The sequence below is a fragment of the Escherichia sp. MOD1-EC5990 genome (genome assembly GCF_002965285.1).
Lineage (GTDB): Bacteria > Pseudomonadota > Gammaproteobacteria > Enterobacterales > Enterobacteriaceae > Escherichia > Escherichia coli_F.
This window is the reverse complement of the sequence record NZ_PTRV01000008.1, coordinates 191254-217222: the sequence shown is the minus strand read 5'-3', so window position 1 is coordinate 217222 and position 25969 is coordinate 191254. Positions and strand designations below refer to the sequence as shown.

Sequence of the window (25969 nt, the reverse complement as noted above, 5' to 3'; positions counted from 1 at the left end):
GATGCCCGGTATTTGCCGGGCATTTAATTTAACGATTATATTGCTGGTATAACATAGCAACATTTTGTTGCATAATTTCAGCAAGACAATGTCTGCATCGCTCTTTGTCTTTTACTTTCAACGCGGCGAGTAGTTCATGATAGCTTTCTATACGATCCTGTAATTCCGCTGGATTAATCGCTTCATAAAGATAATGTAAACCAGGTCCCATCCTGACCCACAGTTGCTCAATCATCTCACACAGGATGGGCATATTTGAACGATGATAAATCGCTAAGCGAAATAACCTGTTCGCATTAATGATTTGTTCCATGTCGCCCTTTTCTTGCGCCTGCTGTAATTTATCGAGCAATTTCTGAAGTTCCGCTATATCTTGCGAGGAGAGGTTTTCTACAGCCAGAGCAACTGCCATTAATTCCAGTTCGTAGCGGATCCGATTGATTTCGTCTAATTGACCTTTCCCCACTTCCGGTACTGTAAATGCTTGCGCTGGTGCGACAGAGAGCGCATTCACCGAAACCAGACGTAATAATGCTTCACGCACGGGTGTAATACTCATACCTAATTGCTCCGCCAGATTTTTAGTAATCAGGCGTGCGCCAGGTTTTAGTGCGCCAATACTTAGTTGATGTTTCAGGTCGTTCTCAACCTGCATAGTCAAACTGACATGTTTCATTTTTTCCGTTCCAGGCATTTTACTTCCTTCGCGTGTTTTCTTTCCGACCCTGCCTGCATAGCAGAAGGCGTTCACCTGGTGTGTTAAAATGAATAATCATAAGCCACTCACCTTTGTAGTTATTAGCAGCAGAACAATGATGTGGTCAGTTAATTAAAGCTGAAAATAAGCTTTTTGCCTGGATTTTTATGGCGGCCTTACGCCGCCGTTGAAACTTTAATCATCATCCGCCACGCGGATCACCACTTTGCCAAAGTTTTTACCCTTCAGCAGGCCGATAAACGTCTGTGGGGCGTTCTCCAAACCGTGGGTAATTTGTTCACGATAGTGAATTTTCCCCTCTTTCACCCATTGTCCCATCTCCTGCTGAAACTCATGGATACGGTGACCATAATCCTGACCAATAATAAACCCTTGCAAGCGAATGCGTTTTTTCAGCACCGTTGCCATCAACAGGGGTAAACGATCCGGACCGGGTGGTAGCTCTGTAGCGTTATAGCTGCTCACTAAGCCGCAGACGGGAATGCGCGCGGATGTATTGAGTAACGGTAGCACCGCATCAAATACCTTACCGCCAACGTTTTCATAATAAATATCGATACCTTTTGGGCACGCTTTCGCCAGTTGCTCGGCAAAATCATCCGCGTGATGGTCAAGGCAGACATCGAAGCCCAACACCTCGGTAGCATGGCGGCATTTATCCGCGCCACCAGCTACCCCCACCACTCTGCAACCTTTAAGTTTGCCGATTTGCCCCACCGTCGCCCCCACTGGTCCTGTCGCTGCAGCTACCACCAACGTTTCGCCTTCTTTGGGCTGACCGATATCCAGCAGGCCCATATAAGCGGTAAAGCCTGGCATCCCCAGCACACCCAGCGACCACGATGGATTTTGCGGATGATCGCCAAGTTTCACCAAATCATCACCACTGGATATGTCATAGTCCTGCCATCCACTGTAGCCCAGCACCCAGTCACCAGGCTGGTAATCAGGATGATTTGACTCCACGACACGGCTCACCGTACCGCCGACCATCACGCCGTCAATGTCAACCGGCGCTGAATAAGATGGCTCATCGCTCATACGTCCACGCATATACGGGTCCAGTGACAAATAAACTGTGCGCAGTAATACCTGTCCTTCACCCGGTGTGGCGACATCATCTTCTTCAAGACGAAAATTCTCCGGAACCGGCGCGCCATGCGGACGCGAGGCCAGAACCCAACGGCGGTTACGCTGCTTTTGTTGCCCCATAATGCTCTCCTGTGCTTTTGGCATGAATCCATCAATAGTAGCAGGCTCGCAGGATTGGTTTTGTTTGCAGTCGTCACATCCCCTCTGCAACACGCAATAATTTCATCGAGGAATCCGTTGCTTCGGGCTGTTTTCGATAGTATTGATAACGTCATTATCATTATTTTATCGAGGCCAGACATGTCCATCCGTTTTGCCCGCAAAGCCGACTGTGCTGCCATTGCGGAAATTTATAACCACGCCGTGTTGTATACGGCGGCTATCTGGAATGACCAAACGGTGGATGCAGATAACCGCATTGCCTGGTTTGAAGCGCGGACCATAGCAGGTTATCCGGTGCTGGTGAGTGAAGAAGATGGCGTAGTGACGGGATATGCCTCGTTTGGCGACTGGCGTAGTTTCGATGGTTTTCGCCATACCGTGGAGCATTCGGTTTATGTCCATCCTGATCATCAGGGCAAAGGTCTTGGGCGTAAATTGTTAAGCCGATTGATTGATGAAGCGCGGGATTGCGGGAAGCATGTTATGGTCGCCGGGATCGAATCGCAAAATCAGGCTTCGCTGCATCTCCACCAGTCGCTGGGATTTGTCATCACCGCACAAATGCCGCAGGTGGGCACTAAATTTGGGCGCTGGCTGGATCTTACATTTATGCAGTTGCAACTCGACGAACGCAGTGAACCGGACGCAATCTGATGAATCAGTCGCTTACCCTTGCCTTTTTGATTGCCGCAGGGATTGGTCTGGTCGTCCAGAACACGCTAATGGTGCGCATCACCCAGACCTCCTCTACCATTCTCATCGCCATGTTGCTGAACTCACTGGTAGGAATTGTGCTGTTCGTTTCTATTTTGTGGTTTAAACAGGGTATGGCGGGGTTTGGCGAACTGGTGTCCAGCGTGCGCTGGTGGACACTTATACCTGGCTTGCTGGGATCGTTTTTTGTCTTCGCCAGTATCAGCGGATATCAGAATTTGGGAGCGGCGACAACTATTGCAGTACTGGTCGCCAGCCAACTGATTGGTGGTCTGGTGCTGGATATCTTCCGCAGCCAGGGCGTACCACTACGGGCGTTGATCGGCCCAATTTGTGGCGCAATTTTACTTGTGGTTGGCGCCTGGCTGGTGGCCAGACGCGCATTTTAATCACAGGATGGTGCCGCCTTTGGTTAACTGTTCGTGGCGCGCTTCCATATCTTCTTTATGCTTGCGACCGTGATGGGCGATCGCTGTGCGCAGACGCTGCTGCTGGGTGTAGCGATCTTCCCGACTTAACTCCGCGTCATCGCTCAGGGCGATTAATAATTCGTTCATATGGGCAATGACGCTCTCTTCAATCGCGGCATCCACGCGCGCGATGACTTCATCAAGATGCGACATACTTTCTCCTTAGCCACTTGTGAAATTTATCGATTCATCCAAATGATATAAGTCTGCGTGGTGCCGTCAAGCCAGTACGTAAGATTTAAAACAGTGAAAACAACAGCGCCACCGGGAAACTCATCGGCCATGTTGCCCCCACCAGAAAGGCGCTTAAGAAACGGATGCGTTTCTTATCGTGAGAAAGAAACCAGGTGATAAGAAATGCGATTGCTGCCATAACCGCATAAAAAACAAGCATGTGTTGATAGAGAGACATGTACGGGCGTCCAGCCAGATGAATAAAACGCGCGCAAATATGCGTCATTTTTTGACGTGCATCAAGTTTTTTCACCAGTTTGAGAAAAAATCATCAACAGCAACTTGCCCTTATCCATCTTCAGAATAAGTATTATTGCGGATTTTCTTAACCCGTACTATACACATAGGGGCAATGATAAAAGGTGGCAAAAATGAATGTTTCCAGTAGAACTGTAGTACTGATAAATGTCTTTGCTGCTGTTGGTTTGTTTACTCTTATCTCTATGAGATTTGGCTGGTTTATTTGATGTAGTGATTTTGCACGCAGCACGTACTGTCAGAGAAATCAGTGCTCTGACAGTACGCAAGATCATCTCATACTCTCCAGGTTTACAACATTATCCTTAATATTTACTTCTTTTTGCTGACATCTACATTGAAATAAGTAGAAAACATCCCCCTCCTATCGTCCTTACAGACAGCTTACTGATTCAAAGGGAACTTTGTTTTCACATTTTTCTATCGTCATTACTTTAGACGCGCGGGGTCTATAAATGCTTTATACTTTCAGGGAATAAAGTAAATATAAAAAGATGGCATAAAGTATATGCATGGCAGGATGTTTGCAACCTCCTTGAGGACGCTGTCCCATTGAAATTGCAAACCCCGCACTGGTTATCTGCCCATTTATCATGTAAAACAGACAATTATAGATCTCTGAATATCTCAGAAAGATTGAATTTTTTATAGTCCCTCTCTTGAATATTTCCATTTGATATCAATCGATTCATCTCTTCAACAAAATAATTTATATCATCACATTTGTTATTATCCGGAAGATCTGAGTAATTATAATTCCACCACTTAATTCTCAACAATTCATCAATAATATTTGAATCAAATCTAAATCTGATTATTTTTGCAGGAACTCCTGCAACTATGGCATATGGTGGCACATCTTTGGTAACAACGGAATTGGCAGCAATAACAGCACCATCACCTATTGCGATGCCACCTTTCAATACAACATCATTTCCTATCCAGACATCGTTTCCTATAATCGGATTTTCAGGTTTGGTAATGAATGGTTTCAATGTCCAGGGTCGTTCGAACTCACTCAAGGCAAATTTATCAAATTCACCGTTATAAGTCATCATGTGAGTAGTAAAACGATTCATAGGATGATTTCCACCCATTATTTTTACATTTGATGCAATACTACAAAATCGTCCTATATGTATATTCCCTGAAAAATGACAAGTTGGAAATGAAAATGCACCTACACTGGAAAAATTTTTTACAGGCATTGTTGAATATTCTTCAGCAATAACATTCTCTTCAATTGATATTTTGTCACCTTTTGAGAAAAGAAATAAATTCCTTTCTTTGTAAGACTTCTTCCCTTTATGATTTAAAAATATTTTATTATCCATGCAAAATTCAAAGTGTTTTTTCGTCCACCTAAAGGTAATGTTTTTATTTTTATCTTCCGTGAATTTATATAACTGTACGTTCATACTAAAGATTTCTACTTTTACTTATAAATTATTAGTTGAATAACGATACTCTAAAGTCTTCTATGAATCAACCATGACAGGATGAAAAATCACCATCATACCTTTAGCGCATAATAGTCGTCTAACTTTTCCACTCGTTTTAATGTATTCATTATTATTAATCGCCAATGACTCAAAACTTCAAACGATAGTGGCCATCATATAATTTCATATAACAGCCACTAGCATTTAACTTAATGTTTAACCATGACATGGCGGACGACGGTGTAATCCTCCAGTCCATAAAGTGACATATCCTTGCCGTAACCAGAAAGTTTCTGCCCACCGTGCGGCATTTCACTTACCAGCATGAAATGGGTATTGACCCAGGTACAACCATATTGCAGCCGTGCGCTGACACGATGCGCCCTGCCCACATCTTTAGTCCATACCGAAGATGCAAGTCCGTACTGGCTGTCATTCGCCCAGTTCACCACCTGTTCTTCATTGTCAAAGGCCGTCACGCTCACCACCGGACCAAATACCTCTTTTTGAACGATGGCATCGTCCTGTAACGCGCCAGCCAGCAGCGTAGGCGCGTAGTAATAACCATTACCCTTGCGCTTTTCACCACCGGTGATCACTTTGATGTGCCCTGTCTCTTTCGCCTCTTCTACCGCCTTGCTGACACGTTCGAGATGTGCCAGCGAACTTAACGGTCCAAGCTCTGTGGACTCGTCATCCGGCGCACCAGATTTTAACGTTGCCACTGCAGCACCGAGTTTTTCCACCAGCGTATCGTAAATACCTTTTTGCGCGTAGATCCGACAAGCCGCAGTACAATCCTGTCCGGCATTGTAATAGCCAAAAGTACGAACACCTTCGACCACTGCTTCAATATCAGCATCATCAAAAACAATCACTGGCGCTTTGCCACCAAGTTCCATATGAGTACGCTTAATAGACGGCGCTGTATGGCTGATGATGTGCTCGCCGGTGGCGATAGAGCCCGTCAGCGACACCATCCGCACTTTGGGATGTCCGGTCAGCGGATCGCCCACTGTTTTGCCTCTGCCAAACAGCACATTAATCACGCCAGCCGGGAAGATATCTTTCGCCAGTTCAGCCAGCTTCAACGCTGTCAGCGGGGTAATTTCTGATGGTTTAAGCACTACGCAGTTCCCTGCCGCCAGCGCCGGAGCCAGTTTCCACGCGGCCATCATCAGCGGATAATTCCACGGTGCGATAGAAGCCACGACCCCCAACGGATCCCGACGGATCATTGAAGTATGATCTTCAAGGTATTCGCCGGCCGCCAGACCATTGAGGCAGCGCGCCGCCCCGGCGAAAAAGCGAAAGACATCGACAATCGCCGGAATTTCATCATTGAACGCACTATGCAGCGGTTTGCCACAATTACGGGACTCCAGTTCGGCAAAAACCTGACCATTTTCTTCAATAACATCGGCCAGTTTCAGCAGGCATTCCGCACGCGCTTTCGGCGTGGTTTGCCCCCATTCGGCAAATGCTGCATCTGCCGCGCGAACAGCAGCATCCACCTGCTCTGCGGATGCCTCGGCAATCTCCAGTAAAACGTCCCCCGTTGCCGGATTATAGACAGGCTGTTTTTCCCCTTCGCCGCTAACCAGTTCTCCGTTAATCAGTAACTTATGTTGCATAGCATATTCCTGTATCAGTGGTTATTGACCATTGTCGCCTTCGCGGGTTAGCCACCAGGCCCCCAGGATCGGCAAGGTTGTTACCAACATAACCAGCAGTGCCACCACGTTGGTTACCGGTACATCACGTGGTCGCCCAAGCTGATTGAGCAACCACAACGGTAACGTTCGTTCATGACCTGCCGTAAAGGTCGTAACGATGATTTCATCGAACGACAAGGCAAACGCCAGCATTCCTCCTGCCAGTAGCGCCGAACTGAGATTCGGCAACACCACGTAGCGGAAGGTTTGCCAGCCATTGGCCCCAAGATCCATTGACGCCTCAACCAGACTCCAGGAGGTGCGTCGAAAACGGGCGATGACATTGTTAAACACCACCACTACGCAAAAAGTCGCATGACCGACCACGATGGTGAAAAATCCCGGCTCCAGATTGATGGTTTTAAAAGCAGTTAATAGCGCCAGACCAGTGACAATGCCCGGCAGCGCAATGGGCAGCAGCAATAACAATGAAATGGCGCTTTTACCGAAAAAGTCCCGACGCCACAGCGCAGCAGCGGCCAGTGTCCCTAATACCAGCGCAATTAATGTCGCCAGCGCCGCCACTTTAAGTGACAGTGTCACAGCATCAAGAATATCACTACGCTGTGCTGCCACGCTAAACCAGCGCAGCGTCAGGCCTTGCGGTGGGAAACTAAACGCTGCATCTTCGGTATTAAAAGCATAGGCGGCGATAATCAGGATGGGAAAATGAAGGAAAACCACGCCGCCCCAGGCCGCCAGTTTAAGGAAAAACGGTGCGTGTTCAGAGTGCATCGAATGCTCCCAGACGTTTCACGAACGCCAGGTACAGTGCGATGAGAACAATCGGCACCAGGGTGAATGCCGCAGCCATCGGCATATTGCCAATCGCCCCCTGCTGGGAATAAACCATATTGCCGATAAAATATCCTGGAGGGCCAACCAGCTGCGGAACGATAAAATCGCCCAGTGTGAGTGAAAAGGTAAAGATAGAGCCAGCGGCAATACCCGGGATCGCCAGCGGCAACACTACATAGCGGAAAGTTTGTCGAGGACGAGCGCCAAGATCAGCCGACGCCTGCAACAGTGACGGCGGCAAACGCTCCAGCGCTGCCTGCACCGGCAGGATCATGAACGGCAGCCAGATATAAAGAAACACGAGAAAGCGTCCCAATCCTGACGTTGACAGCGTATTGCCACCCACCGCGGGTAACGTAAGGAACGCCGTGAGTAGCGGCTCCAACCCCAGATGGTGTAAAAACCACTGCGCCACGCCATCTTTTGCCAGCAATAAGGTCCAGGCATAGGCTTTTACGATATAACTCGCCCACATTGGCAGCATCACCGCAATATAAAAGAACGCTTTCATTTTCCCGCTGGTATAGCGCGCCATATACCACGCCATCGGAAAAGCCAGAATGGCGCTGGCGATAGTGACAGCCACAGCCATGGTTAGCGTGCGGAGGATGATGTCGTAATTCGCCGGATTAAACAGCGCACGGATATTCGCCAGCGTCAGTTCTGGCGTTACCGACATGGTGAAATCGTCAAAGGTATAAAAGCCCTGCCATAACAACGTCAGGAGTGAACCAAAATAGACAATGCCAAACCACATCAGCGGACCAAGCAGCAGCAAAAACAGCCCCAGTCCCGGTTTCCGCCAGAAGAAACCTGACACCTTACCCAACCCTGGGCGCGCAGGTGATTGCAATACGTTCATCGCCATTCACCTCTCCTCAACCAGCGGCACCATCACATCGCGCGACCAGGAAACCATCACCTGTTGCCCGGGCGTGAGCGTGGCAGGCAGTTCTTCGCCTGTCATATTGGCCTGACTCACCAGCAGTTTTTCACCGTCGTTCAGTTTCAGTTCAAAACGGGTCGTCGCCCCCTGATACTGTACAGCCTGAATAGTGCCATTAGCCTGCACTTCGCCGGATATATTGAGGCGGATATGCTCTGGTCGCAGGGCGAAACTTCCCATCATACCACAAAGTTTCTCTGCCATCAGCGCATCAAATACATTCGATGTCCCGACGAATCCGGCAACAAACGGCGTGCGCGGGCGCATATAGAGGTCACGCGGTGAATCAACCTGCTCAATGCGACCGTTATTGAATACCGCAACACGATCGGACATCGATAATGCCTCGCCCTGATCGTGGGTGACGAAAATAAAGGTGATGCCAAGAGACTGTTGTAGCTTTTTTAGCTCCAGTTGCATCTGCTCACGCAGCTTAAGATCCAGTGCGCCGAGCGGTTCATCCAGCAGCAATACGCGCGGTTCATTCACTAACGCTCTGGCAATGGCAACCCGCTGACGCTGACCACCAGAAAGTTGTGACGGTTTACGTTGCTGTACAAATCCGAGCGCCACTTTCTCCAGCGCCTCTTGCGCCATTACGTGTCGCTGTTTTTTATCCACCCCTTTGACCATCAGCCCATAGGCCACGTTGTCAAGAATCGACATATGCGGAAAAAGCGCGTAGTCCTGGAAAACGGTATTCACGTCCCGCTCCCACGGTGGCAGATTGCTGGCGGGTTTACCAAAGATAGATATAGTCCCGCCGGAAAGCTGTTCGAATCCAGCAATCAGGCGCAGGCAGGTGGTTTTGCCGGAGCCAGACGGCCCCAGCATTGAGAAAAACTCACCATCTTTTATCGCAATACTGACACCATCTACCGCGCGCACATCACCATACAGTCGCGATACGTTGTCAAACTCCACTGCGTACGTCATAAAACACCCCAGCGAAGTTAGCGGCCGCCCATAATGGCAATATAATCCTGCGTCCAGCGACTGTAGGGAACAAACTTGCCCCCTTCTGCTATAGGCGTTTTCCAGAAGGCGATTTTATCGAAATAGTTAAAACCGTTTGTTTCACAACCTTTTTCGCCTAATAACGGACTGGCTTTACACCCTTCCGGCACTACCGGTAACGAGCCAAACCAGGCCGCCACATCGCCCTGCACTTTTGGCGTTAATGACCAGTTCATCCATTTGTAGGCGCAAACCGGATGTTTCGCTTCGCTATGTAGCATGGTGGTGTCAGCCCAACCGGTAACGCCCTCCTTCGGGAAAACGGTAGCGACAGGCTGGCCTTCGGCTTTCAGGGCGTTGGCCTGGTAGGGCCATGCACTGGAAGCAACCACACCCTCGTTTTTGAAATCACTCATTTGCACGGTAGTGTCATGCCAGTAGCGATGGATCAAACTATGTTGATCGCGCAGCACTTTCAGCACCGCCTGGTACTGTTCTTCGGTGAGTTGATACGGATCGCTGATGCCCAACTGCGGCTGAGTGGCTTTAACGAACAACGCAGCATCCGCAATATAAATAGGGCCATCATAAGCCTGAACGCGGCCTTTATTGCTCTTACCGTCCGGCAGATTCTGCGCAACAAAAACCACTTGCCAGCTATCCGGCGGCGTCGGGAAGGTTTTCGTGTTGTACATCAACAGGTTCGGACCCCATTGGTAAGGTGTGCCATAAACTTTGCCACTAACGTTAAACCAGTCGCCTTTAACCACGCGCGGATCGAGCGTTTTCCAGTTGGGAATCAATGCGGTATTAATCGGCTGCACGCGTTTGCCCATAATCAGGCGCAGCGAGGCATCGCCGGATGCTGTAACCAGATCGTAACCCCCTTTGGTCATCAGACTGACCATTTCATCAGAAGTCGCGGCGGTTTTCACATTCACCGCGCAGCCTGTCTCTTTTTCGAATTGCGTTACCCAGTCGTATTGTTTATCAGTTTGTCCGCGTTCGATGTATCCCGGCCAGGCGATAATATCCAGTCGCCCTTCCGGTTTATCTAAATTGGTAGGCGGTTCGGCGGCGTGAGCGGTCATTATTGTCATGGTGAGCGCACACAGGCTGCTGCGGGCAAATGTCTTGCTCATAAGGTCTTACTCCTGTCGTAATTAATTGTTCAGCCGCCGTGCCGTAAAAATATCTCCTTGTTTAACCATAGACGGCGGCTTGCAGGCACACCTTCGCCCCTGAGAAAATTTAATCAGGTTGTGAGCTACCGCGCATTATGCCGTCTGTGAGATTATCTTCTGGAGTATAGACAAGGGGTTAGGAAATATGACTGCTATTCGAAATTCATATTACCCAACCTAAGAGGAATTAAATTAAACGCTATTACAGCCGTTCTTGAATAAGTTTGCCTAATTGTTTAACCGCCTGTTCTTCGCGCTCGCCCCACTGCCATGCAGTATTAAAACGAAAAAAACGTGACCAGTTTTCACCGGTAGAAAACATTTTACCCGGCGCAATACTGATATGATGCGTCAGTGCTGCCAGGCTTAATTCGCCCGCATCTAACGGCGCGGGGAGTTCCAGCCAGAGAAAATAACCGCTGTCATTATGATGAATTTTCACTTCCGCAGGCAGATAACGCAGCAGCGCCTGCCAGACACGTTGTTTACGTTCCGCAAGCTGACGACGTAAACGACGAAGATGGGCGTCGTAACGGCGCGTGGAAAGATAATCCACCAGCGCAAGCTGCATCGGTGAGCTGGTGGAAAGCGTACTCATCAACTGCAAACGTTGAATTTTACGTGCATATTTTCCGGCGGCGACCCAACCAATACGAAAACCAGGTACCAGACATTTCGAAAACGAAGAGCAATGCAAAACGCCATCATGGCGATCCCACGCTTTCGCAGGCAGCGGTTTTTCCCGTCCAAAATAAAGTTCGCTGTAAACGTCATCTTCAATCAGCGTTACGTTGTACTGATTGAGCAACGCTACCAGCCGCGCTTTTTTCTGCGGCGTTAAGGTAAATCCGAGTGGATTCTGGCTATTAGTCATCAGCCAGCACGCTTTCACCGGATACTCCTGCAACGCCAGTTCCAGCGCCTTGAGATCGATCCCTTCGTTAACGTCCGTCGCCACCGATAACGCCTTCAGCCGTAACCGCTCCAGCGCCTGCAACGCGCCGTAGAAACAAGGATTCTCTACTATCACCCAATCGCCAGGTTTCGTTACCGCTTGTAAACTGAGGTTTAATGCCTCTAACGCCCCGGCGGTAATGACAATTTCATCAGGAGAAATAGTGATGCCCTGTAAGGCATAGCGACGAGCAATAGCCTGACGCAGTTCTGCGTTTCCTGGCGGTAAGTTTTCAATCACGCTCATCGCCGTGGCGGTTTTGCTTACCTGCGCCAGCGAGCGGTTTAGTTGTTGGAGGGGGAAAAGTCGCGGGTCGGGAAAGGCCGAGGCAAACGGAACTACCGACGGATCGCGACTGGCCTGCAACATATCAAAAATATAGGTGTTGATATCGACTGCTTCATCTCGAGTGACTGGAATGACTGGCGCTTTCGGCATTTTTATTGCCTGTGGCGCAACGTAATAACCCGACTGCGGTCGCGCGATAATATGTCCCTGACTTTCGAGCAACTGATAGGCATGGCTGACAGTCATAAAGCTCATGCCAGAAAGCGCCACCTGGTCACGCAACGAAGGCAAACGATCTCCGGGTTGCCAGATCCCCGACGCAATCTGCTCGCGTAATTGTTCTGCAAGCTGCTGGTATTTTTTCATTATCGAATCGTTATTATGTGCAGGTGATTCGGCAGTCTATATCAGTTGTTAAAAATGACAACTTTTCATTAACTGTAATTAAACCATCACCAGCGATAACTCTTTGCCAAGCGCCTTAGCCGCGAGCTGGATGGCGTCGATTTTTGTCGCATGGTGCAAGTTAAATAAGCGAGTAATCTCCTGTTTAGGTTTGCCAATTCGTCTGGCTAACTCTTGCTGAGTGATTTCTGACTGTAAAAAAGCATTTAACAGCAATACCTTAGAGGCGACGCTCAAAGGCACTTCAATAAAGTGATCGTGACTATTTAATGGCGAAGTTTACCTCCGTGTGTAATGTGCTCGAAAATAGCACTAAATCGCCGCAACGGCAGAATGCAATGCAAAATCAGGAAGGAAGATTCCAGAATTTCTTTGCTCTAATTTGCAAAACTGAATAATAACCTCAAGAAACGATCGGCATCATAGCGGCAAAAGGTCAGAAAAAGGTGGCGAGATGTTTTCGAAGGCGTTATCGGTTGTCTTATTAACGTGTGCACTGTTCTCAGGACAACTCATGGCAGGGCACAAAGGACATGAATTTATGTGGGTAAAGAATGTGGATCATCAGCTGCGTCATGAAGCGGACAGCGATGAATTGCGTGCTGTGGCGGAAGAGTCGGCGGAAGGTTTGCGCGAGCATTTTTACTGGCAAAAATCGCGCAAACCAGAAGCGGGACAGCGTTGAGTCATTTGTTGCCGGATGCGGCATAACGCCTTACCCGACAGGCAATATCATGCAGATTGGATGAGTGGTGAGTAACCCGAAAACTGGCGTTTTACCCTTTTCGCTTCGGCAATGTTTTCAGCAGCTCATCCGGACTAACGGATGCCACTACGCTTCCCGGTAACGGCATTTTCAGTATGTGATTTTTGATTTTGCCAATGACGTGCATCTCACATGGGCGACAATCGAACTTTAGCGTTAATACTTCATCGCCATTAACCAGTTGCATTGGCGTCGCCTTCCAGCTTTTGATGTTACCTTTTGCCTGTTTCGGACACAGATTGAAGGCAAAGCGCAGACAATGCTTGGTGATCATTACCGGCACTTCCCCCTTCTCTTCATGCGCTTCATACGCCGCATCAATCAGTTGCACACCATAGCGATGATAAAATTCACGCGCTTTCTGGTTGTATACGTTCGCGAGGAAACTCAGATGCGTTTGCGGATAAACCGGCGCAGGATCAGCAACCGGTTTACGGCTGCCGCGCTGATAACTGGCAAGACGCGCAGCATCCAGCATTTCGGCGGCCTCACGGCGGAACTGATTTAACAGACTGTTCGGTACAAACAGCGCACCAGGCAGGTTAATTTGCACATCGCGGGCGTAATAGATGGTTTGCCCCAGCTTAGCCAGACCATCTTTCAGGTTATTAAGCGCTTTTTCGGCGTTATTAGCTTCGTCGAATTGTCCATCCAGCGTATGCGTGACGCTGACGCCCTCTTCACTGGTCAGGGTCAGAATCAGTTGTTCCTGCCAGCCGCCCAGTTCAATGTCTACCGCTACGCGACGTTCGCTGGATGTTTTGGTCAACGCCTGCTGCCAGTTATGGTCCAGATTACGATTAAGCGGATGATGCGGACGAATTTTATGCAAATCCGCAGGCATCTCATTTGGCCAGACGCGGTACTGATTTTGCCCGGTTTTTTCGACTGTATTGGCGCGAAAGCCAACCACTTCACGTTTAATCATCACATTCAGACCATCGCCATTTGCTAACGGCTCGGTGACGGCAACATCGAGATGATCCTTCGCCACTTTTAATACTTCACCGACCGGCAGGCCGATAAACTTGGGGGAGTCGAACGCGCCGATATCCCCTTTACGGGCATTAACAAAGTAGTCGGTACTGCCACGATGGAAGGTTTTTTCCGTCGACGGTACGAAGAAATGCTCGGTACGACCGGATGAAGCACGCGCCAGATCGCCACGTTCATCAATAATGGCATCCAGCATCTGACGATAATGGGCGGTGATATTCTTCACGTAGCTCATATCTTTGTAACGCCCTTCAATCTTGAAGGAGCGTACGCCAGCATCAATCAGCGCGCCGAGGTTGGCAGTCTGATCGTTATCTTTCATCGACAGCAGATGTTTTTCATAGGAAACCACCCGCCCCTGATCGTCTTTCAACGTGTATGGCAAACGGCACGCCTGGGAGCAATCTCCACGGTTAGCACTGCGCCCCGTTTGTGCATGAGAGATGTAGCATTGACCAGAATATGCCACGCACAATGCGCCATGAATAAAGAACTCAATTGTCGCGTCCGTGGCCTGATGAATCGCGCGGATCTGCTCCAGGTTTAGCTCACGCGCCAGCACAATCTGGGTAAAACCAACGTCTGAGAGGAACTTCGCTTTCTCTACAGTACGAATATCACACTGCGTACTTGCGTGTAATTCAATCGGCGGAATATCAAGTTCCAGAATCCCCATGTCCTGAACAATCAGCGCATCGACACCGGTCTGGTAAAGATCGGTAATTAACCGCTGAGCGGGTTCCAGCTCATCATCATGCAGAATGGTATTAAGCGTGACGAAAATTTTCGCACCATAACGATGGGCAAATGGCACCAGTTCGGCAATATCTTTCAGGCTATTACTGGCATTATGCCGCGCGCCAAAACCAGGGCCGCCGATATAAACAGCATCGGCACCGTGCAAAATAGCTTCGCGGGCAATGGCGGCATCGCGTGCCGGGCTTAACAGTTCAAGACGATGAGAAGATACGGTCACTTTCTTATCCAGTAGCTGAAAAATGGCGGCTATTTTAGCCACAAGCGCGACGTTGCGAAATAGTTTTCCCGCTTAACTGCGTGGGTAATGGATGAGGGAATGAAAATGTACGATTTGCTCCCCACCATTACGATAGACATGCGTAACGTCTGCAGCAAATCGAGCACCTTCTCCACAATTAAGGCTCTGCCATTCACCATCAACGCACAGATCAAGTTGCCCATCAATGACGACAACATGTTCGATTACTCCCTTCTCATGGGGCGTCGATTCACTTATTGCACCAGGTGCCATCTGAATCGAGAAGTGTTCAAAGCAGAGTTGTGGATCATAAGGAAACAGCGAAGTGATCACCATCGCCTGCTGTTGCGGATCATAAACTGAAGGCGTAGCGGACTGCGGCGGAGAAATAAATGTCGAAAATGGCACATTCAACCCGGTGGCAATTTTCCATAATGTCGCGACCGTCGGGCTGGACTCATTACGCTCAATCTGCCCTAACATCGCTTTAGAAACCCCCGTCGCTTCTGCCAGTCGCGAAAGACTCCAGCCGCGCTGCTGACGTAGTTGTTTAAGTGTGGTGGATAAAAAGCGAGTGAGATTTTCCATGTGACTCCTCCGGCAAAGCGGAAGTTTATCACTTGTGCGTTATAACGGACAAATGCTACGGTACCTGTACGCTATAACGCACGAGGTGACCATGCGTCTGTTTTCTATTCCTCCACCCACGCTACTGGCGGGGTTTCTGGCGGTATTAATTGGCTACGCCAGTTCAGCGGCAATAATCTGGCAAGCAGCGATTGTCGCCGGAGCCACCACTGCACAAATCTCTGGCTGGATGACGGCGCTGGGGCTGGCAATGGGCGTCAGTACGCTGGCTCTGACATTATGGTATCGCGTGCCTGTTCTCACTGCATGGTCAACGCCGGGCGCAGCTTTGCTGGTTACCGGATTACAGGGACTAACACTTAACGAAGCCATCGGCGTTTTTATTGTCACCAACGCGTTAATAATCCTCTGCGGCATAACGGGACTCTTTGCTCGTCTGATGCGTATTATTCCGCACTCGCTTGCGGCGGCAATGCTTGCCGGGATTTTATTACGCTTTGGTTTACAGGCGTTTGCCAGTCTGGATGGTCAATTTACGTTGTGTGGCAGTATGTTGCTGGTATGGCTGGCAACCAGGGCCGTTGCGCCGCGCTATGCGGTAATTGCCGCGATGATTATTGGGATCGTGATCGTTATCGCGCAAGGTGACATTGTCACAAATGATGTTGTCTTTAAACCCGTTCTCCCCACTTATATTACCCCTGATTTTTCGTTTGCTCACAGTCTGAGCGTTGCACTCCCCCTTTTTCTGGTGACGATGGCATCGCAAAACGCTCCAGGTATCGCAGCAATGAAAGCAGCCGGGTATTCGGCTCCTGTTTCGCCGTTGATTGTGTTTACTGGATTGCTGGCGCTTGTTTTTTCCCCTTTCGGCGTTTATTCCGTCGGTATTGCGGCAATCACCGCAGCTATTTGTCAAAGCCCGGAAGCGCATCCGGATAAAGATCAACGTTGGCTGGCAGCTGCCGTTGCAGGCATTTTTTATTTGCTCGCAGGTCTTTTTGGTAATGCTATTACCGGGATGATGGCTGCCCTGCCCGTAAGTTGGATCCAGATGCTGGCAGGTCTGGCGCTGTTAAGTACCATTGGCGGCAGTTTGTATCAGGCGCTGCATAATGAGCGTGAGCGAGACGCGGCGGTGGTGGCATTTCTGGTAACGGGAAGTGGATTGACGCTGGTCGGGATTGGTTCTGCGTTCTGGGGATTAATTGCCGGAGGCGTTTGTTACGTGGTGTTGAATTTAATCGCTGACAGAAACCGATAATAAAAAGCGCCATCTTACGATGGCGCGACTGGAATTACTTTTTGTTAACGTCAAACATGGTGGCATCGGTCGCCATGTCATCAATAACTTGCTTAATATTCTCGAAAGCCATTGGCGTACTTTCATTATTCAGGTCTTTACCTTCGCCCTGACGAACGACTTTGATAACCGGTTTATTAGTAGCTGCATCAATCAGCTCACCTTCAAAATACAGGCGAGTATCCATGGTACGGTGGCCCGTCGCCATTTGCGTCCCCGCGACCACTAATGCGACAGGAACCACTTCATAGAATTGCAGCCCTTCTTTGCTGGTATCTACACCGGTAATGGCCCCACGGAAAATCAGACTACGCGGCCCAGCGGTGGTAACCAGTGGTTTACGCTGCGCAATCGCTTCTTTCATTTCGGTGTTGGTATAACTCAAAATTTTATCCAGAACTTTCTGCCCTACCTGGGTAGATGGTTTCGGTACCGGATAATAAGTGATTGGGTTCCAGACGATGCTGTCATATTTGCTTTGATCAAAACTCGGGTCTACCCAACGTAAAACAGGTTTACCTGTTGCTGAGGTTGTTTCTTTTAAATCAGAGTAATTGTTTAAAAAACCAGAATATTTATCTGGCTGGGTGATTTTAGAGGCACAACCAGACAGAGCCAACAAGCCGCATAAAGCTGCAACTTTCGCAATTGATGTGGTACGCATGAATAGTTTCCTGAGATGATTATATTACTTTCTAAGTTATAGCAAAAAGCACCGCTTCGTGTTGTGGCAAAAAAAGTGTTGGTGAAAATAAATATTTCAGCCCCTTTTCAGACGACATAGTCAATGCCGAAAAAGGGGCTAAGTCAATCATCAGTAGTTAAATTTCAGTAAGTTAAGCTGCTAAAAAACTTCGACTACTGTGATTAATTTCACATCCATTCGATAAAAAATATGCTTACCGAAAAGAAGAACAGTAGACCATCTCAGCGTGGGGAATTTTCACGCGCCTTGTTCTTACCAGGTTATTTTTTACGTGCCAGCATCGTGGCGAAACGCAGTTTAATCCGATTACCGTTGGCATCGGTGCGGTGCAACTCACCGACGTCTTCATTGTATTTCACCATCTCCCAGCCTTCGTAATATCGACGTAATTCTCCTTCTTTGAAGGCAAACGGGAAGCCGACGGTACATGGATAATCAGCGGTATCCATCGCCGCCACAATCAGGTTGTAACCACCAGGTTTAGTGCAACGTTGCATATTGGCAATAAGCCCAGGGATGGTTTTATCCTCAAGGAACATCAGCACCACAGTCGAAAGAATAAAATCGTACTGCCCATCAAATGTGAAGTTATTCAGATCAACAACCCGGGTGTGTAAATTATCCAGATTTTCAATGGATTTAATCCGCTCGACGTTGGCGATACTCATGGCATTTTTATCCCATGCGTCAACTTCATAACCATTGGCTGCCAGGTAAAGACTGTTACGACCATTGCCACAGCCCAGATCCAGCGTTTTACCGGCTTTAACCACTTTCACCGCTTCCAGTACTTCAGAGTGTGTGCGGGTTAATTCATATTTTTCAGTAAAATAGTTTTCGTCACGGATGATCATTCTTTGTCCTCAGCTTTCATTAAAACAGCGCGCTCTGTTTTGATTAACAATTTCCCCTGCATCAGAAGCGCGAAAGTACGGATAAGCAGTATTGCTATTATAAAATTGGTAAAGATAAACAGCGGCACCGCCAGGGTATGGAAAAATCCATTATTGCTGCCACTCCCCAAATGCAAACCGGTGGTTGCCAGTGCGGAAACGCCGAACGAGAAACTCCAGAATGAAGCATTAAATGGTTGGGAGAGATACCATGGCATCAGACGTAGCATAAACAGCAGTTGCAGCAGTCCATAACCGAAAAGCATTTTTGCCAGCGTGTCCCCCTCGCCGCCGTTGACGCTTAGCCAGGCACTACAGGCCACCAGCGCAGGAGCGAGCTGAATGCCGAGTGATGTCCGCAATGCCGTGGGTAACTCTCCCGAACTGCGCAGACGCTGAAGGATCACCGGTTCCAGACTTAACCATGAGAAAACGCCTGCGCCTAAAAACACCAGACCGGCGTCGGTGTAGCCCAATGCACCACAGGCCATTGCGCTGATAAAGTTGTTGGCAACTGTCGGCAGATACAGTCCAGGCGTGGTAGCTTCTTCAGGATGAGATCCGCGCCATAATCCCGCAGTTTGCCAGGCGGCATAAGCCAACTGAACCACGACACCAAAACTGAACAGGCATACCGCCAGTGGGCGAAACCACGGAACAAAACCAATCGCCACCAGCATCGTCGTTGCCGGAAACAAACTCACAAAACTGCTCATCACTGGATGGCGCACTTCCGCCAGCACGCTATGCGGAAAGCGTATGAGTCGGGTAATAAATGCGCTAGTCAATAATCCCCAGATGATCATCGCCAGAATCACTAGCCCATCCCCTAACCAGTGGCTGACCTGCCAAACCTGGCTGGCATAGCGCCAGGCAAATCCCATCCCTATCGTCCCCAACACAATACCAAAGTAGCCTGCCGGCAAATTGAGCACTTTATCGCTCTGCATCTTCTTACTCATTTTGTTTAATTTATAAAGTATATTTGAAATACATTTTATGGAATTTTCTCGAGCATAGCCAGAGCCGCAGAATTTGCTACGGTTATAGTAAGTCACCTGTGGGAAAACGCTATGCGCAAATATCGTCTAAGTGAAGAACAGCGAGCCTTTAGTTATCAGGATGATGGCACTAAAAAAAGTGTGTTATTATGGCAAATTATCGCCATGAGCGATTTTAACGATGTGATAGCAGGAACCGCTGGCGGCTGGATCGATCGCGAAACGGTGTTAGCACAGGAAGGAAATTGCTGGATTTACGACCAGAATGCTATTGCGTTCGGCGGAACGGTGATTTCCGGTAATACGCGTATCACCGGCACCAGCGTCCTTTGGGGAGAGGTTTACGCAACGGATAACGTCTGGATCGATAATAGTGAAGTCAGTCAGGGTGCATATATAAGTGACAGTGTCACCATTCGTGACTCATTAGTTTGCGGTCAATGTAGAATATTTGGTCACGCCTTAATTGATCAACATTCTATGATCGTCGCCGCGCAAGGCTTAACCTCCGACCATCAACTCCTGCTACAAATTTATGATCGCGCAAGGGTTAGCGCCTCGCGTATTGTCCACCAGGCACAAATTTATGGCGATGCCGTCGTCCGGTATGCTTTTATTGAACATCGCGCCGAAGTTTTTGATTTTGCCAGTATTGAAGGTAATGAAGAGAACAACGTCTGGCTATGCGATTGCGCTAAAGTCTACGGTCACGCGCAGGTGAAAGCTGGCATAGAAGAAGATGCCATTCCGACAATTCATTACAGTTCGCAGGTAGCGGAATATGCCATTGTGGAAGGTAATTGTGTGTTAAAACATCATGTCTTGATTGGCGGAAAGGCAGTGGTACGTGGCGGACCGATTCTGCTCGACGAACACGTTGTAATACAAGGTGAGAGCCGTATTACAGGTGCGGTGATAATTGAAAACCATGTGGAGTTGACCGACCACGCCGTCGTTGAAGCCTTTGATGGCGACACGGTTCATGTCCATGGTCCAAAAGTCATTAACGGCGAAGAGCTCATTACGCGAACGCCGCTGGCAGGGTTATTGTGAATCGATAATACGCGCGTATAAGTTCACATCATCATAGGCATCATTCAGAAACTCAGCCTGTTTCAGGCAACCTTCAAGGATAAAACCATTGCGCAAAGCGACCTGGTTGCTTTGCGCATTATCCACCCGACATTTGATCACGAAGCGTCTAAGTTCACCAGACTGAGCGTAATGATGAATCAATGCCTGCAGCGCCTGAGAAATGATCCCCTGCCCCTGATGAGATTCGTCCAGCCAGTAGCCGATTTCAGCGGTTTTATTCAGTGGTTCAATACGATTAAACGAGATAACGCCGATAAGTTCATCTTCTTTGAAAATCATGAACATTTTGGCATAGCCGCGTTGATGCAACATTACATTGCCCTGCACCGTTTTTCGCGTGTCCTCTTCACTTTGAACAAACTGCGGCCAGTTTAGCGACTGCTGTAACCAGGTTCTATTTTTACAGATTAACTGATAAAGAGGTGTGACATGACTTTCTGCAACAGCATGTAATTCAAGTGATTCACTTACTTTTATCGTTTCAGCCATCTTATCTCCAGTCAATCCATGCAGTTGTTAAAAAAGCCGCCTGGCTGGCGGCTTAGGAAAGTTTACACCTCTTTGACGCTCTCCTGCTGCAGGATTTTGAGCATCTCATCTTTTAACTGTAGCTTTTGTTTTTTCATGCGGACCACTTCCGCATTGTACCCTCGACCGTCGGAACCTTCCTTTCTGGCAATTTCATGATCAAGTTTATTGTGTTTATCGAACAAGGACATAAAGCGAGGATTTTCGTTTTTCAGACGGGATATTAAATCTCGGTATTCTGGAAACATACGCACTCCCTGTTAGTGGCTGACAAGGTGTATCTGAAATACACACTATCAGATTACTCATTTAACTTAGGGAAAAATGCGAGCGGGATCGTGTTTAACCAGACGGCACCTCCCGAAGAAGGTGCCGAAGAAAAAACGATTAACTCATCACGCGGTCGTCAACATACTGACGTTTATCCGGCGCTGGCGGGAAATACTGATACAGCCATGTTTCACTGATAGCGTCGCCCTGACAACGCAGATACATCCGCATATCGACCGGATCAGTGGAGTCCGAAGTCGGATACCAGTCAAACTGAATACGATAACCATCAATGGGTTCAATATAGAGAATTTCGATTTGCTTCGCTTCCCCACTGGAAAGCGTAATCACCGGCTCAATGCCTTTTGGTGCGGCAGCTTTCAGATCACCACCAACGAAATCGACGGCAAAACGACGCGCCCATTTTTCGGGATAGTGTTCACCAGGCGCCCAACCTTCCGGGAAACCGCCCATGCCGGTACGCGTTGCCATAACGCGCGCTAATGGGCAATGAACAGGCGGTTGCGCACTCCAGTACAGACGATACTGGAATGCAAACTCATCACCCGCTTTTACAGCTTTTTCTGGCTGCCAGAAGCAGACAATGTTATCCAGCGTTTCGCCCGTTGTTGGGATTTCCATCAGGCCGATGGTGCCCTTACCCCACTTGTTACGCGGTTCCACCCACAGACTTGGGCGTTTGTTATACCAGCCCATAATGTCCTGATAATGAGAGAAATCACGATCCAGTTGCAATAAACCAAACCCTTTCGGGTTGTTGTCGGTGTAAGCATTGAACTGCAATTTTTGCGGATTATTCAGCGGACGGCAAATCCACTCGCCGTTGCCCCGCCACATGGACAGACGATCAGAGTCATGGATTTGCGGATGAATGGTGTCGCACATCCGACGTTCATTAGTGCCGCAGCTGAACATGCTGGTCATCGGCGCAATGCCCAGCTGTTTAATGTCTTTGCGCGCATACAGGTGATTTTCCACATCCATAATCACCTGACTTTTCTCACAATGGATAGTGAACTTATAGGCACCAGTAATGCTGGCGCTATCGAGCAACGCATAAACGGTAAAGGTGGTTGCCCCCGGTTTTACCGTATCAAACCAGAAGGCGGTAAAGTCGGGGAACTCTTCTTTACTGTCGGTGTAAGTGTCGATCGCCAGGCCGCGAGCCGACAAACCGTATTGATATGTATCATCAACCGCGCGGAAATAACTCGCACCGAGGAATGATACGACATCACGGCGCGCCAGTTCGGGGGCTTTAAACACGCGAAAACCGGCAAAACCGAGATCGCTTTGCCCTTCTAATTGTTTGGTATCAACACCCGCATCGTTGTATTTGAACAACTCCGGGCGAAAGTGAATTTCACGCGCCAGATGTGTTGCGGGATCAACAGAGAACATACGAACGCGGCGACGGAATCCCATTCCCATATGGAAGAACTGAGCGTCCAGTTGACGGTTCTCAACGTTATGCCAGAGCGATTTTTCGGCGTCGTATTGAATACTGTTATAAGCCTGCGGCGTCATTGTCGCCAGAGTGTCAGGTAACGGACGCGGCGCACCACGCCACGCGGTTTGCGCTAAGTCGTGCGCCATTGACTGTAGAATGGAGAAGTCAAAACGCTGGGTTTGCCCGTCGGCAATATCAGAATCTGCCGCGAATGCCGCCTGAGAAAAAAGAGAAGCAATGCCGCTGGTACCGCACACGGCGGCCATAGCCATTGAACCTTTAATAAATCGTCTACGATCCATACCTGAAAGTGAGTCCTTCTGGTGTTGTGAATGGTCCCGCGCTGGTCGTTTTCAGCGGCAAGAAAGTGCTTATTTATGACCGCTCACTCTAGACAATATTTATTAATAATCCAATTGTTGAACTCAGAGAATATGCATTAATCGGCACTTTTTTTATGTCGATGGGATGAGCCTGATTCATTTGTAAAATCAGGCAAATTTTTGCAAAGGCAGATAGTCAAAATTTAAAGCAAACCACAGCGGCGTTTACTGCGTTCTTCCGCTTCCTGATAAAGCTGGAACTCATCAAAAACTGGGCAGCCCAACGCCTGCTCAAATGCTTCGCGGCTGGCATTACCGTGACTGCGTGCCTGCGTTTCATTACCCAGATTTGACTGGAAGATCCCCGCAGCGCTAACAGGCAAAAAATCTTCATAAGTAATGGGTTGTGCCACTACCCAACCACGTTCAATTAAGGGTTGTGGATCGTCTCCGGGATGAATCGCCTGACGATGCGCCTCACCTGAAGGCGTCAAACGATATCGGAACCATGCCAACCCTTGCTGACGCATTAAAAACTCACTGTCAGGAAAAGTGCGGAAGGTTTCCTGTAAATGCATTTGATGAGTGAGATTATCCTGCCCGGTTCCAGCGTTCCGCAGAAGATCATCATACAGTTGTCGTCCTTTCGGCGTTAATGCCACGCCACGCTGCTCTATTTCACCAAAGCGCGCGGTATGCGTTCCATGTTTCTGCCCCGCAAACAACACCGCCTCTTCCAGGGCTTTAAAGCTGGTCTGGCGAAGTAAAATCGGTACCTCGCGGCGCGGCGGCCCTTCGATCAGAATTTTGGGTTCAATTCCGCATTCAGGCATCATCGACTGCACCCGGTCAATATCCAGCGTGCGTGGCGTCAGGTGGTTGATATGGCATCCAGGAAAACAGACCACATCAGCAATCAGCCGATGTTCGTTATGCAAGGCGCGATAGGTTACTTCATCCACCGTTGCTGACTGGTGCCAGCGAAACGTTTCCAGGGCTTCCTGCACAAACTCCTGTGCCTGTGTTTCGTTAAAACCGCCCCGCTGCTCATACTCCTCTAACAGTTGTCGACAACGTGGGGTGAAGATATCGCGCTGACGCAGAATCTCCGCCGCTTTCTGGCGCAAAAATTCGTTCTCGATAAGCTCAAGACGGAGTAATGAGGTAAAAACGCGGAAGGGATTACGCGCCAGAGAAGCATCATCAATGGGCCGAAATGCTGTGGAATGTACCGGCACGCCCGCCTGCGAGAGATCGTAATAGCTCACCGGGTACATCCCCATAATGGCAAACATCCGCCGAAGAGTAGCAAGCTCTTGTGCAGTCCCAACGCGAATTGCCCCATGACGTTCAACATTCAGTCGCGCCAGCTCGTCTGCATTTACCATTTTTTCGTGCAGTTGAGGATTGTTTTCCAGCACAGCCAGATTCACATCAGCTACCAGTTCCAGCAGCGTGCCGTACTGCGGAACTTCTTGCTGGTACATGGCTGACATTGCCTGCGAAAACTGTTCCCGAATCTCATCCGCCGTGATGCTGTTCGCCATAATGTCTGCCTCCAGTGGTCAGTAATCTGGAGTGTAGGTAACCACATTCACTCTGGCGGGAAGAATTTACAAACTGTGATCTCGCCGCGAAAACATCAATATTATCCATTTTGCTGTAACACAATTGCTTTAATTGTTAATAATATTTTGCAATCAAGTTATCATAATCAAACAACTTCACTTGTCAGCGACACCGCTTCGTTTTTAACATCGCTTATGGAAAAAAATAGTCTGTTTAGTCAGCGCATCCGTTTGCGCCACCTTCATACATTCGTAGCTGTTGCACAACAAGGAACTTTGGGGCGCGCAGCTGAAACCCTTAATTTGAGTCAACCTGCGCTCTCCAAGACATTGAATGAACTAGAGCAATTGACAGGTGCTCGCTTGTTTGAGCGTGGTCGTCAGGGGGCGCAACTTACCTTACCCGGCGAACAATTTTTAACACATGCAGTCAGAGTTCTTGACGCTATTAACACTGCCGGACAGTCGCTTCATCGTAAAGAAGGTCTTAACAATGATGTCGTCAGGGTAGGTGCATTACCTACCGCGGCGCTGGGAATATTACCTTCAGTTATAGGTCAGTTTCATCAGCAACAAAAAGAGACGACCTTGCAAGTTGCGACAATGAGTAACCCTATGATTCTGGCGGGTTTGAAGACCGGCGAAATCGATATCGGCATTGGTCGGATGTCAGATCCTGAACTGATGACCGGGCTTAATTATGAACTGCTGTTTCTTGAATCGCTGAAGCTGGTCGTCCGCCCTAATCACCCGCTACTTCAGGAGAACGTAACGCTAAGCCGGGTGCTGGAATGGCCGGTTGTTGTATCACCAGAAGGCACTGCGCCACGCCAGCATTCAGATGCATTAGTGCAGAGCCAGGGCTGTAAAATTCCTTCGGGCTGTATCGAAACGCTGTCTGCTTCGCTATCTCGTCAACTTACGGTTGAATACGACTACGTGTGGTTTGTCCCTTCTGGCGCTGTAAAAGACGACCTGCGTCATGCCACGCTGGTGGCCCTGCCTGTTCCGGGGCATGGTGCAGGCGAACCGATCGGAATATTGACCCGCGTAGATGCGACGTTCTCTTCCGGTTGCCAATTGATGATTAACGCTATTCGAAAATCAATGCCGTTCTGAAAAGTAA

At 48.7% G+C, this 25969-nt stretch carries 27 protein-coding genes and 1 pseudogene; 7 read left to right on the top strand and 21 right to left on the bottom strand.

All coding sequences use genetic code 11. From position 1 onward, the window contains the following. Positions 1-28 precede the first annotated feature (28 nt). On the bottom strand, positions 29-694 hold the full coding sequence (gene mcbR, locus BEB42_RS12255) for a colanic acid/biofilm transcriptional regulator McbR (RefSeq protein WP_032184161.1): 666 nt from the start codon (positions 692-694) through the stop codon (positions 29-31). Between the two features lie 198 nt (positions 695-892). After that, positions 893-1930: an NADPH-dependent curcumin/dihydrocurcumin reductase gene (gene curA / locus BEB42_RS12250; RefSeq protein ID WP_105267398.1), complete on the bottom strand. Its 1038-nt coding sequence runs from the start codon at positions 1928-1930 to the stop codon at positions 893-895. 180 nt (positions 1931-2110) lie between these two features. On the opposite strand from curA, the gene BEB42_RS12240 reads away from it, so the two are divergent. Beyond that, on the top strand, positions 2111-2626 hold the full coding sequence (locus BEB42_RS12240) for a GNAT family N-acetyltransferase (protein ID WP_000027557.1): 516 nt from the start codon (positions 2111-2113) through the stop codon (positions 2624-2626). Further along, positions 2626-3075: a DMT family transporter gene (locus tag BEB42_RS12235; RefSeq protein WP_001076530.1), complete on the top strand. Its 450-nt coding sequence runs from the start codon at positions 2626-2628 to the stop codon at positions 3073-3075. The genes BEB42_RS12240 and BEB42_RS12235 overlap by 1 nt, the downstream gene beginning before the upstream one ends. Here BEB42_RS12235 and ydcY read toward each other — a convergent pair whose 3' ends face one another. Together ydcY and ortT are read right to left on the bottom strand one after the other, a co-directional pair. Continuing rightward, positions 3076-3309 carry a DUF2526 family protein YdcY gene (gene ydcY, locus BEB42_RS12230; RefSeq protein ID WP_000018633.1) on the bottom strand — a complete coding sequence of 78 codons (234 nt, stop codon included), beginning with the start codon at positions 3307-3309 and terminating at the stop codon, positions 3076-3078. 85 nt (positions 3310-3394) lie between these two features. Further along, positions 3395-3568 (bottom strand): orphan toxin OrtT, encoded by a 174-nt coding sequence (gene ortT, locus BEB42_RS12225; RefSeq protein ID WP_000061178.1) that lies wholly within the window; start codon positions 3566-3568, stop codon positions 3395-3397. A gap of 193 nt (positions 3569-3761) precedes the next feature. Here ortT and yncL point away from each other — a divergent pair, with 193 nt between their 5' ends. Beyond that, positions 3762-3857 (top strand): stress response membrane protein YncL, encoded by a 96-nt coding sequence (gene yncL / locus BEB42_RS12220; RefSeq protein WP_001303494.1) that lies wholly within the window; start codon positions 3762-3764, stop codon positions 3855-3857. Positions 3858-4256: 399 nt separating this feature from the next. On the opposite strand, the gene BEB42_RS12215 is transcribed toward yncL, so the two are convergent. From BEB42_RS12215 to hicB, 8 genes and pseudogenes are all read right to left on the bottom strand, one after another. Beyond that, a complete protein-coding gene (locus BEB42_RS12215; protein ID WP_105267397.1) occupies positions 4257-5066 on the bottom strand; it encodes a CatB-related O-acetyltransferase in 810 nt (269 codons plus the stop codon). Between the two features lie 233 nt (positions 5067-5299). After that, positions 5300-6724 carry an aminobutyraldehyde dehydrogenase gene (patD, locus tag BEB42_RS12210; RefSeq protein WP_105267396.1) on the bottom strand — a complete coding sequence of 475 codons (1425 nt, stop codon included), beginning with the start codon at positions 6722-6724 and terminating at the stop codon, positions 5300-5302. A gap of 21 nt (positions 6725-6745) precedes the next feature. Continuing rightward, on the bottom strand, positions 6746-7540 hold the full coding sequence (locus BEB42_RS12205; protein ID WP_000555346.1) for an ABC transporter permease: 795 nt from the start codon (positions 7538-7540) through the stop codon (positions 6746-6748). Further along, positions 7530-8471: an ABC transporter permease gene (locus BEB42_RS12200; RefSeq protein ID WP_001251298.1), complete on the bottom strand. Its 942-nt coding sequence runs from the start codon at positions 8469-8471 to the stop codon at positions 7530-7532. Before BEB42_RS12200 ends, BEB42_RS12205 begins: the two co-directional genes overlap by 11 nt. Beyond that, positions 8472-9485, bottom strand: coding sequence for an ABC transporter ATP-binding protein (locus BEB42_RS12195; protein ID WP_000220425.1), 1014 nt, complete (start codon positions 9483-9485; stop codon positions 8472-8474). It abuts the gene before it with no gap. Positions 9486-9502: 17 nt separating this feature from the next. Continuing rightward, positions 9503-10648, bottom strand: a complete 1146-nt coding sequence (gene ydcS, locus BEB42_RS12190; protein WP_000047458.1) for a putative ABC transporter substrate-binding protein YdcS — start codon at positions 10646-10648, stop codon at positions 9503-9505. A gap of 244 nt (positions 10649-10892) precedes the next feature. Beyond that, positions 10893-12299, bottom strand: a complete 1407-nt coding sequence (locus tag BEB42_RS12185) for an aminotransferase-like domain-containing protein (protein WP_000760603.1) — start codon at positions 12297-12299, stop codon at positions 10893-10895. Between the two features lie 78 nt (positions 12300-12377). Next, positions 12378-12614, bottom strand: a pseudogene (hicB, locus tag BEB42_RS12180) (type II toxin-antitoxin system antitoxin HicB); the annotation flags it as partial. Positions 12615-12792: 178 nt separating this feature from the next. Here hicB and BEB42_RS12175 point away from each other — a divergent pair. Further along, positions 12793-13023, top strand: a complete 231-nt coding sequence (locus BEB42_RS12175; protein WP_000491567.1) for a DUF2554 family protein — start codon at positions 12793-12795, stop codon at positions 13021-13023. A gap of 91 nt (positions 13024-13114) precedes the next feature. On the opposite strand, the gene rlhA is transcribed toward BEB42_RS12175, so the two are convergent. Together rlhA and sutR are read right to left on the bottom strand one after the other, a co-directional pair. Next, complete coding sequence (gene rlhA / locus BEB42_RS12170) at positions 13115-15076, bottom strand: 23S rRNA 5-hydroxycytidine C2501 synthase (RefSeq protein WP_105267395.1); 1962 nt, start codon at positions 15074-15076, stop codon at positions 13115-13117. 72 nt (positions 15077-15148) lie between these two features. Beyond that, positions 15149-15685, bottom strand: a complete 537-nt coding sequence (gene sutR / locus BEB42_RS12165; RefSeq protein WP_000429506.1) for a DNA-binding transcriptional regulator SutR — start codon at positions 15683-15685, stop codon at positions 15149-15151. A 52-nt stretch (positions 15686-15737) separates the two neighbouring features. On the opposite strand from sutR, the gene ydcO reads away from it, so the two are divergent. Beyond that, positions 15738-16949: a BenE family transporter YdcO gene (ydcO, locus tag BEB42_RS12160; protein ID WP_071986669.1), complete on the top strand. Its 1212-nt coding sequence runs from the start codon at positions 15738-15740 to the stop codon at positions 16947-16949. Between the two features lie 34 nt (positions 16950-16983). Here the strand turns inward: ydcO and BEB42_RS12155 are convergent, their stop codons facing one another. The 3 genes from BEB42_RS12155 to tehA all read right to left on the bottom strand — a co-directional run bounded on the left by BEB42_RS12155 (position 16984) and on the right by tehA (position 19537). Beyond that, complete coding sequence (locus tag BEB42_RS12155; RefSeq protein ID WP_001261032.1) at positions 16984-17652, bottom strand: DUF3313 domain-containing protein; 669 nt, start codon at positions 17650-17652, stop codon at positions 16984-16986. A 302-nt stretch (positions 17653-17954) separates the two neighbouring features. Further along, the gene (tehB, locus tag BEB42_RS12150; RefSeq protein ID WP_000586745.1) at positions 17955-18548 is read right to left on the bottom strand and encodes a tellurite resistance methyltransferase TehB; all 594 of its coding nucleotides are present in this window, start codon (positions 18546-18548) and stop codon (positions 17955-17957) included. Then, positions 18545-19537, bottom strand: a complete 993-nt coding sequence (gene tehA / locus BEB42_RS12145) for a dicarboxylate transporter/tellurite-resistance protein TehA (protein ID WP_001353207.1) — start codon at positions 19535-19537, stop codon at positions 18545-18547. Before tehA ends, tehB begins: the two co-directional genes overlap by 4 nt. A gap of 123 nt (positions 19538-19660) precedes the next feature. Here tehA and ydcK point away from each other — a divergent pair, with 123 nt between their 5' ends. Then, positions 19661-20641, top strand: coding sequence for a YdcK family protein (gene ydcK, locus BEB42_RS12140; RefSeq protein ID WP_105267394.1), 981 nt, complete (start codon positions 19661-19663; stop codon positions 20639-20641). On the opposite strand, the gene rimL is transcribed toward ydcK, so the two are convergent. The 4 genes from rimL to hglS all read right to left on the bottom strand — a co-directional run bounded on the left by rimL (position 20633) and on the right by hglS (position 24822). Then, complete coding sequence (rimL, locus tag BEB42_RS12135) at positions 20633-21172, bottom strand: 50S ribosomal protein L7/L12-serine acetyltransferase (RefSeq protein WP_001353208.1); 540 nt, start codon at positions 21170-21172, stop codon at positions 20633-20635. The two genes, ydcK and rimL, sit on opposite strands and share 9 nt — an antisense overlap. Before the next feature lie 62 nt (positions 21173-21234). Beyond that, positions 21235-21459 carry a YdcH family protein gene (locus BEB42_RS12130; RefSeq protein WP_001296778.1) on the bottom strand — a complete coding sequence of 75 codons (225 nt, stop codon included), beginning with the start codon at positions 21457-21459 and terminating at the stop codon, positions 21235-21237. Between the two features lie 139 nt (positions 21460-21598). Further along, positions 21599-23254, bottom strand: coding sequence for a glucan biosynthesis protein OpgD (gene opgD / locus BEB42_RS12120; protein WP_000375956.1), 1656 nt, complete (start codon positions 23252-23254; stop codon positions 21599-21601). 224 nt (positions 23255-23478) lie between these two features. Next, on the bottom strand, positions 23479-24822 hold the full coding sequence (hglS, locus tag BEB42_RS12110) for a 2-oxoadipate dioxygenase/decarboxylase HglS (protein WP_000013755.1): 1344 nt from the start codon (positions 24820-24822) through the stop codon (positions 23479-23481). A 216-nt stretch (positions 24823-25038) separates the two neighbouring features. On the opposite strand from hglS, the gene BEB42_RS12105 reads away from it, so the two are divergent. After that, the gene (locus BEB42_RS12105) at positions 25039-25962 is read left to right on the top strand and encodes a LysR substrate-binding domain-containing protein (RefSeq protein WP_000414564.1); all 924 of its coding nucleotides are present in this window, start codon (positions 25039-25041) and stop codon (positions 25960-25962) included. The last annotated feature ends 7 nt before the right edge of the window (positions 25963-25969 follow it).

Excerpts from the sequence above, each read along its gene's own strand:
- mcbR (WP_032184161.1), bottom strand. The coding sequence starts at position 694 with ATGCCTGGAACGGAAAAAATGAAACATGTCAGTTTGACTATGCAGGTT.
- curA (WP_105267398.1), bottom strand. The coding sequence starts at position 1,930 with ATGGGGCAACAAAAGCAGCGTAACCGCCGTTGGGTTCTGGCCTCGCGT.
- BEB42_RS12240 (WP_000027557.1), top strand. The coding sequence starts at position 2,111 with ATGTCCATCCGTTTTGCCCGCAAAGCCGACTGTGCTGCCATTGCGGAA.
- BEB42_RS12235 (WP_001076530.1), top strand. The coding sequence starts at position 2,626 with ATGAATCAGTCGCTTACCCTTGCCTTTTTGATTGCCGCAGGGATTGGT.
- ydcY (WP_000018633.1), bottom strand. The coding sequence starts at position 3,309 with ATGTCGCATCTTGATGAAGTCATCGCGCGCGTGGATGCCGCGATTGAA.
- ortT (WP_000061178.1), bottom strand. The coding sequence starts at position 3,568 with ATGTCTCTCTATCAACACATGCTTGTTTTTTATGCGGTTATGGCAGCA.
- yncL (WP_001303494.1), top strand. The coding sequence starts at position 3,762 with ATGAATGTTTCCAGTAGAACTGTAGTACTGATAAATGTCTTTGCTGCT.
- BEB42_RS12215 (WP_105267397.1), bottom strand. The coding sequence starts at position 5,066 with ATGAACGTACAGTTATATAAATTCACGGAAGATAAAAATAAAAACATT.
- patD (WP_105267396.1), bottom strand. The coding sequence starts at position 6,724 with ATGCAACATAAGTTACTGATTAACGGAGAACTGGTTAGCGGCGAAGGG.
- BEB42_RS12205 (WP_000555346.1), bottom strand. The coding sequence starts at position 7,540 with ATGCACTCTGAACACGCACCGTTTTTCCTTAAACTGGCGGCCTGGGGC.
- BEB42_RS12200 (WP_001251298.1), bottom strand. The coding sequence starts at position 8,471 with ATGGCGATGAACGTATTGCAATCACCTGCGCGCCCAGGGTTGGGTAAG.
- BEB42_RS12195 (WP_000220425.1), bottom strand. The coding sequence starts at position 9,485 with ATGACGTACGCAGTGGAGTTTGACAACGTATCGCGACTGTATGGTGAT.
- ydcS (WP_000047458.1), bottom strand. The coding sequence starts at position 10,648 with ATGAGCAAGACATTTGCCCGCAGCAGCCTGTGTGCGCTCACCATGACA.
- BEB42_RS12185 (WP_000760603.1), bottom strand. The coding sequence starts at position 12,299 with ATGAAAAAATACCAGCAGCTTGCAGAACAATTACGCGAGCAGATTGCG.
- BEB42_RS12175 (WP_000491567.1), top strand. The coding sequence starts at position 12,793 with ATGTTTTCGAAGGCGTTATCGGTTGTCTTATTAACGTGTGCACTGTTC.
- sutR (WP_000429506.1), bottom strand. The coding sequence starts at position 15,685 with ATGGAAAATCTCACTCGCTTTTTATCCACCACACTTAAACAACTACGT.
- ydcO (WP_071986669.1), top strand. The coding sequence starts at position 15,738 with ATGCTACGGTACCTGTACGCTATAACGCACGAGGTGACCATGCGTCTG.
- BEB42_RS12155 (WP_001261032.1), bottom strand. The coding sequence starts at position 17,652 with ATGCGTACCACATCAATTGCGAAAGTTGCAGCTTTATGCGGCTTGTTG.
- tehB (WP_000586745.1), bottom strand. The coding sequence starts at position 18,548 with ATGATCATCCGTGACGAAAACTATTTTACTGAAAAATATGAATTAACC.
- tehA (WP_001353207.1), bottom strand. The coding sequence starts at position 19,537 with ATGCAGAGCGATAAAGTGCTCAATTTGCCGGCAGGCTACTTTGGTATT.
- ydcK (WP_105267394.1), top strand. The coding sequence starts at position 19,661 with ATGCGCAAATATCGTCTAAGTGAAGAACAGCGAGCCTTTAGTTATCAG.
- rimL (WP_001353208.1), bottom strand. The coding sequence starts at position 21,172 with ATGGCTGAAACGATAAAAGTAAGTGAATCACTTGAATTACATGCTGTT.
- BEB42_RS12130 (WP_001296778.1), bottom strand. The coding sequence starts at position 21,459 with ATGTTTCCAGAATACCGAGATTTAATATCCCGTCTGAAAAACGAAAAT.
- opgD (WP_000375956.1), bottom strand. The coding sequence starts at position 23,254 with ATGGATCGTAGACGATTTATTAAAGGTTCAATGGCTATGGCCGCCGTG.
- hglS (WP_000013755.1), bottom strand. The coding sequence starts at position 24,822 with ATGGCGAACAGCATCACGGCGGATGAGATTCGGGAACAGTTTTCGCAG.
- BEB42_RS12105 (WP_000414564.1), top strand. The coding sequence starts at position 25,039 with ATGGAAAAAAATAGTCTGTTTAGTCAGCGCATCCGTTTGCGCCACCTT.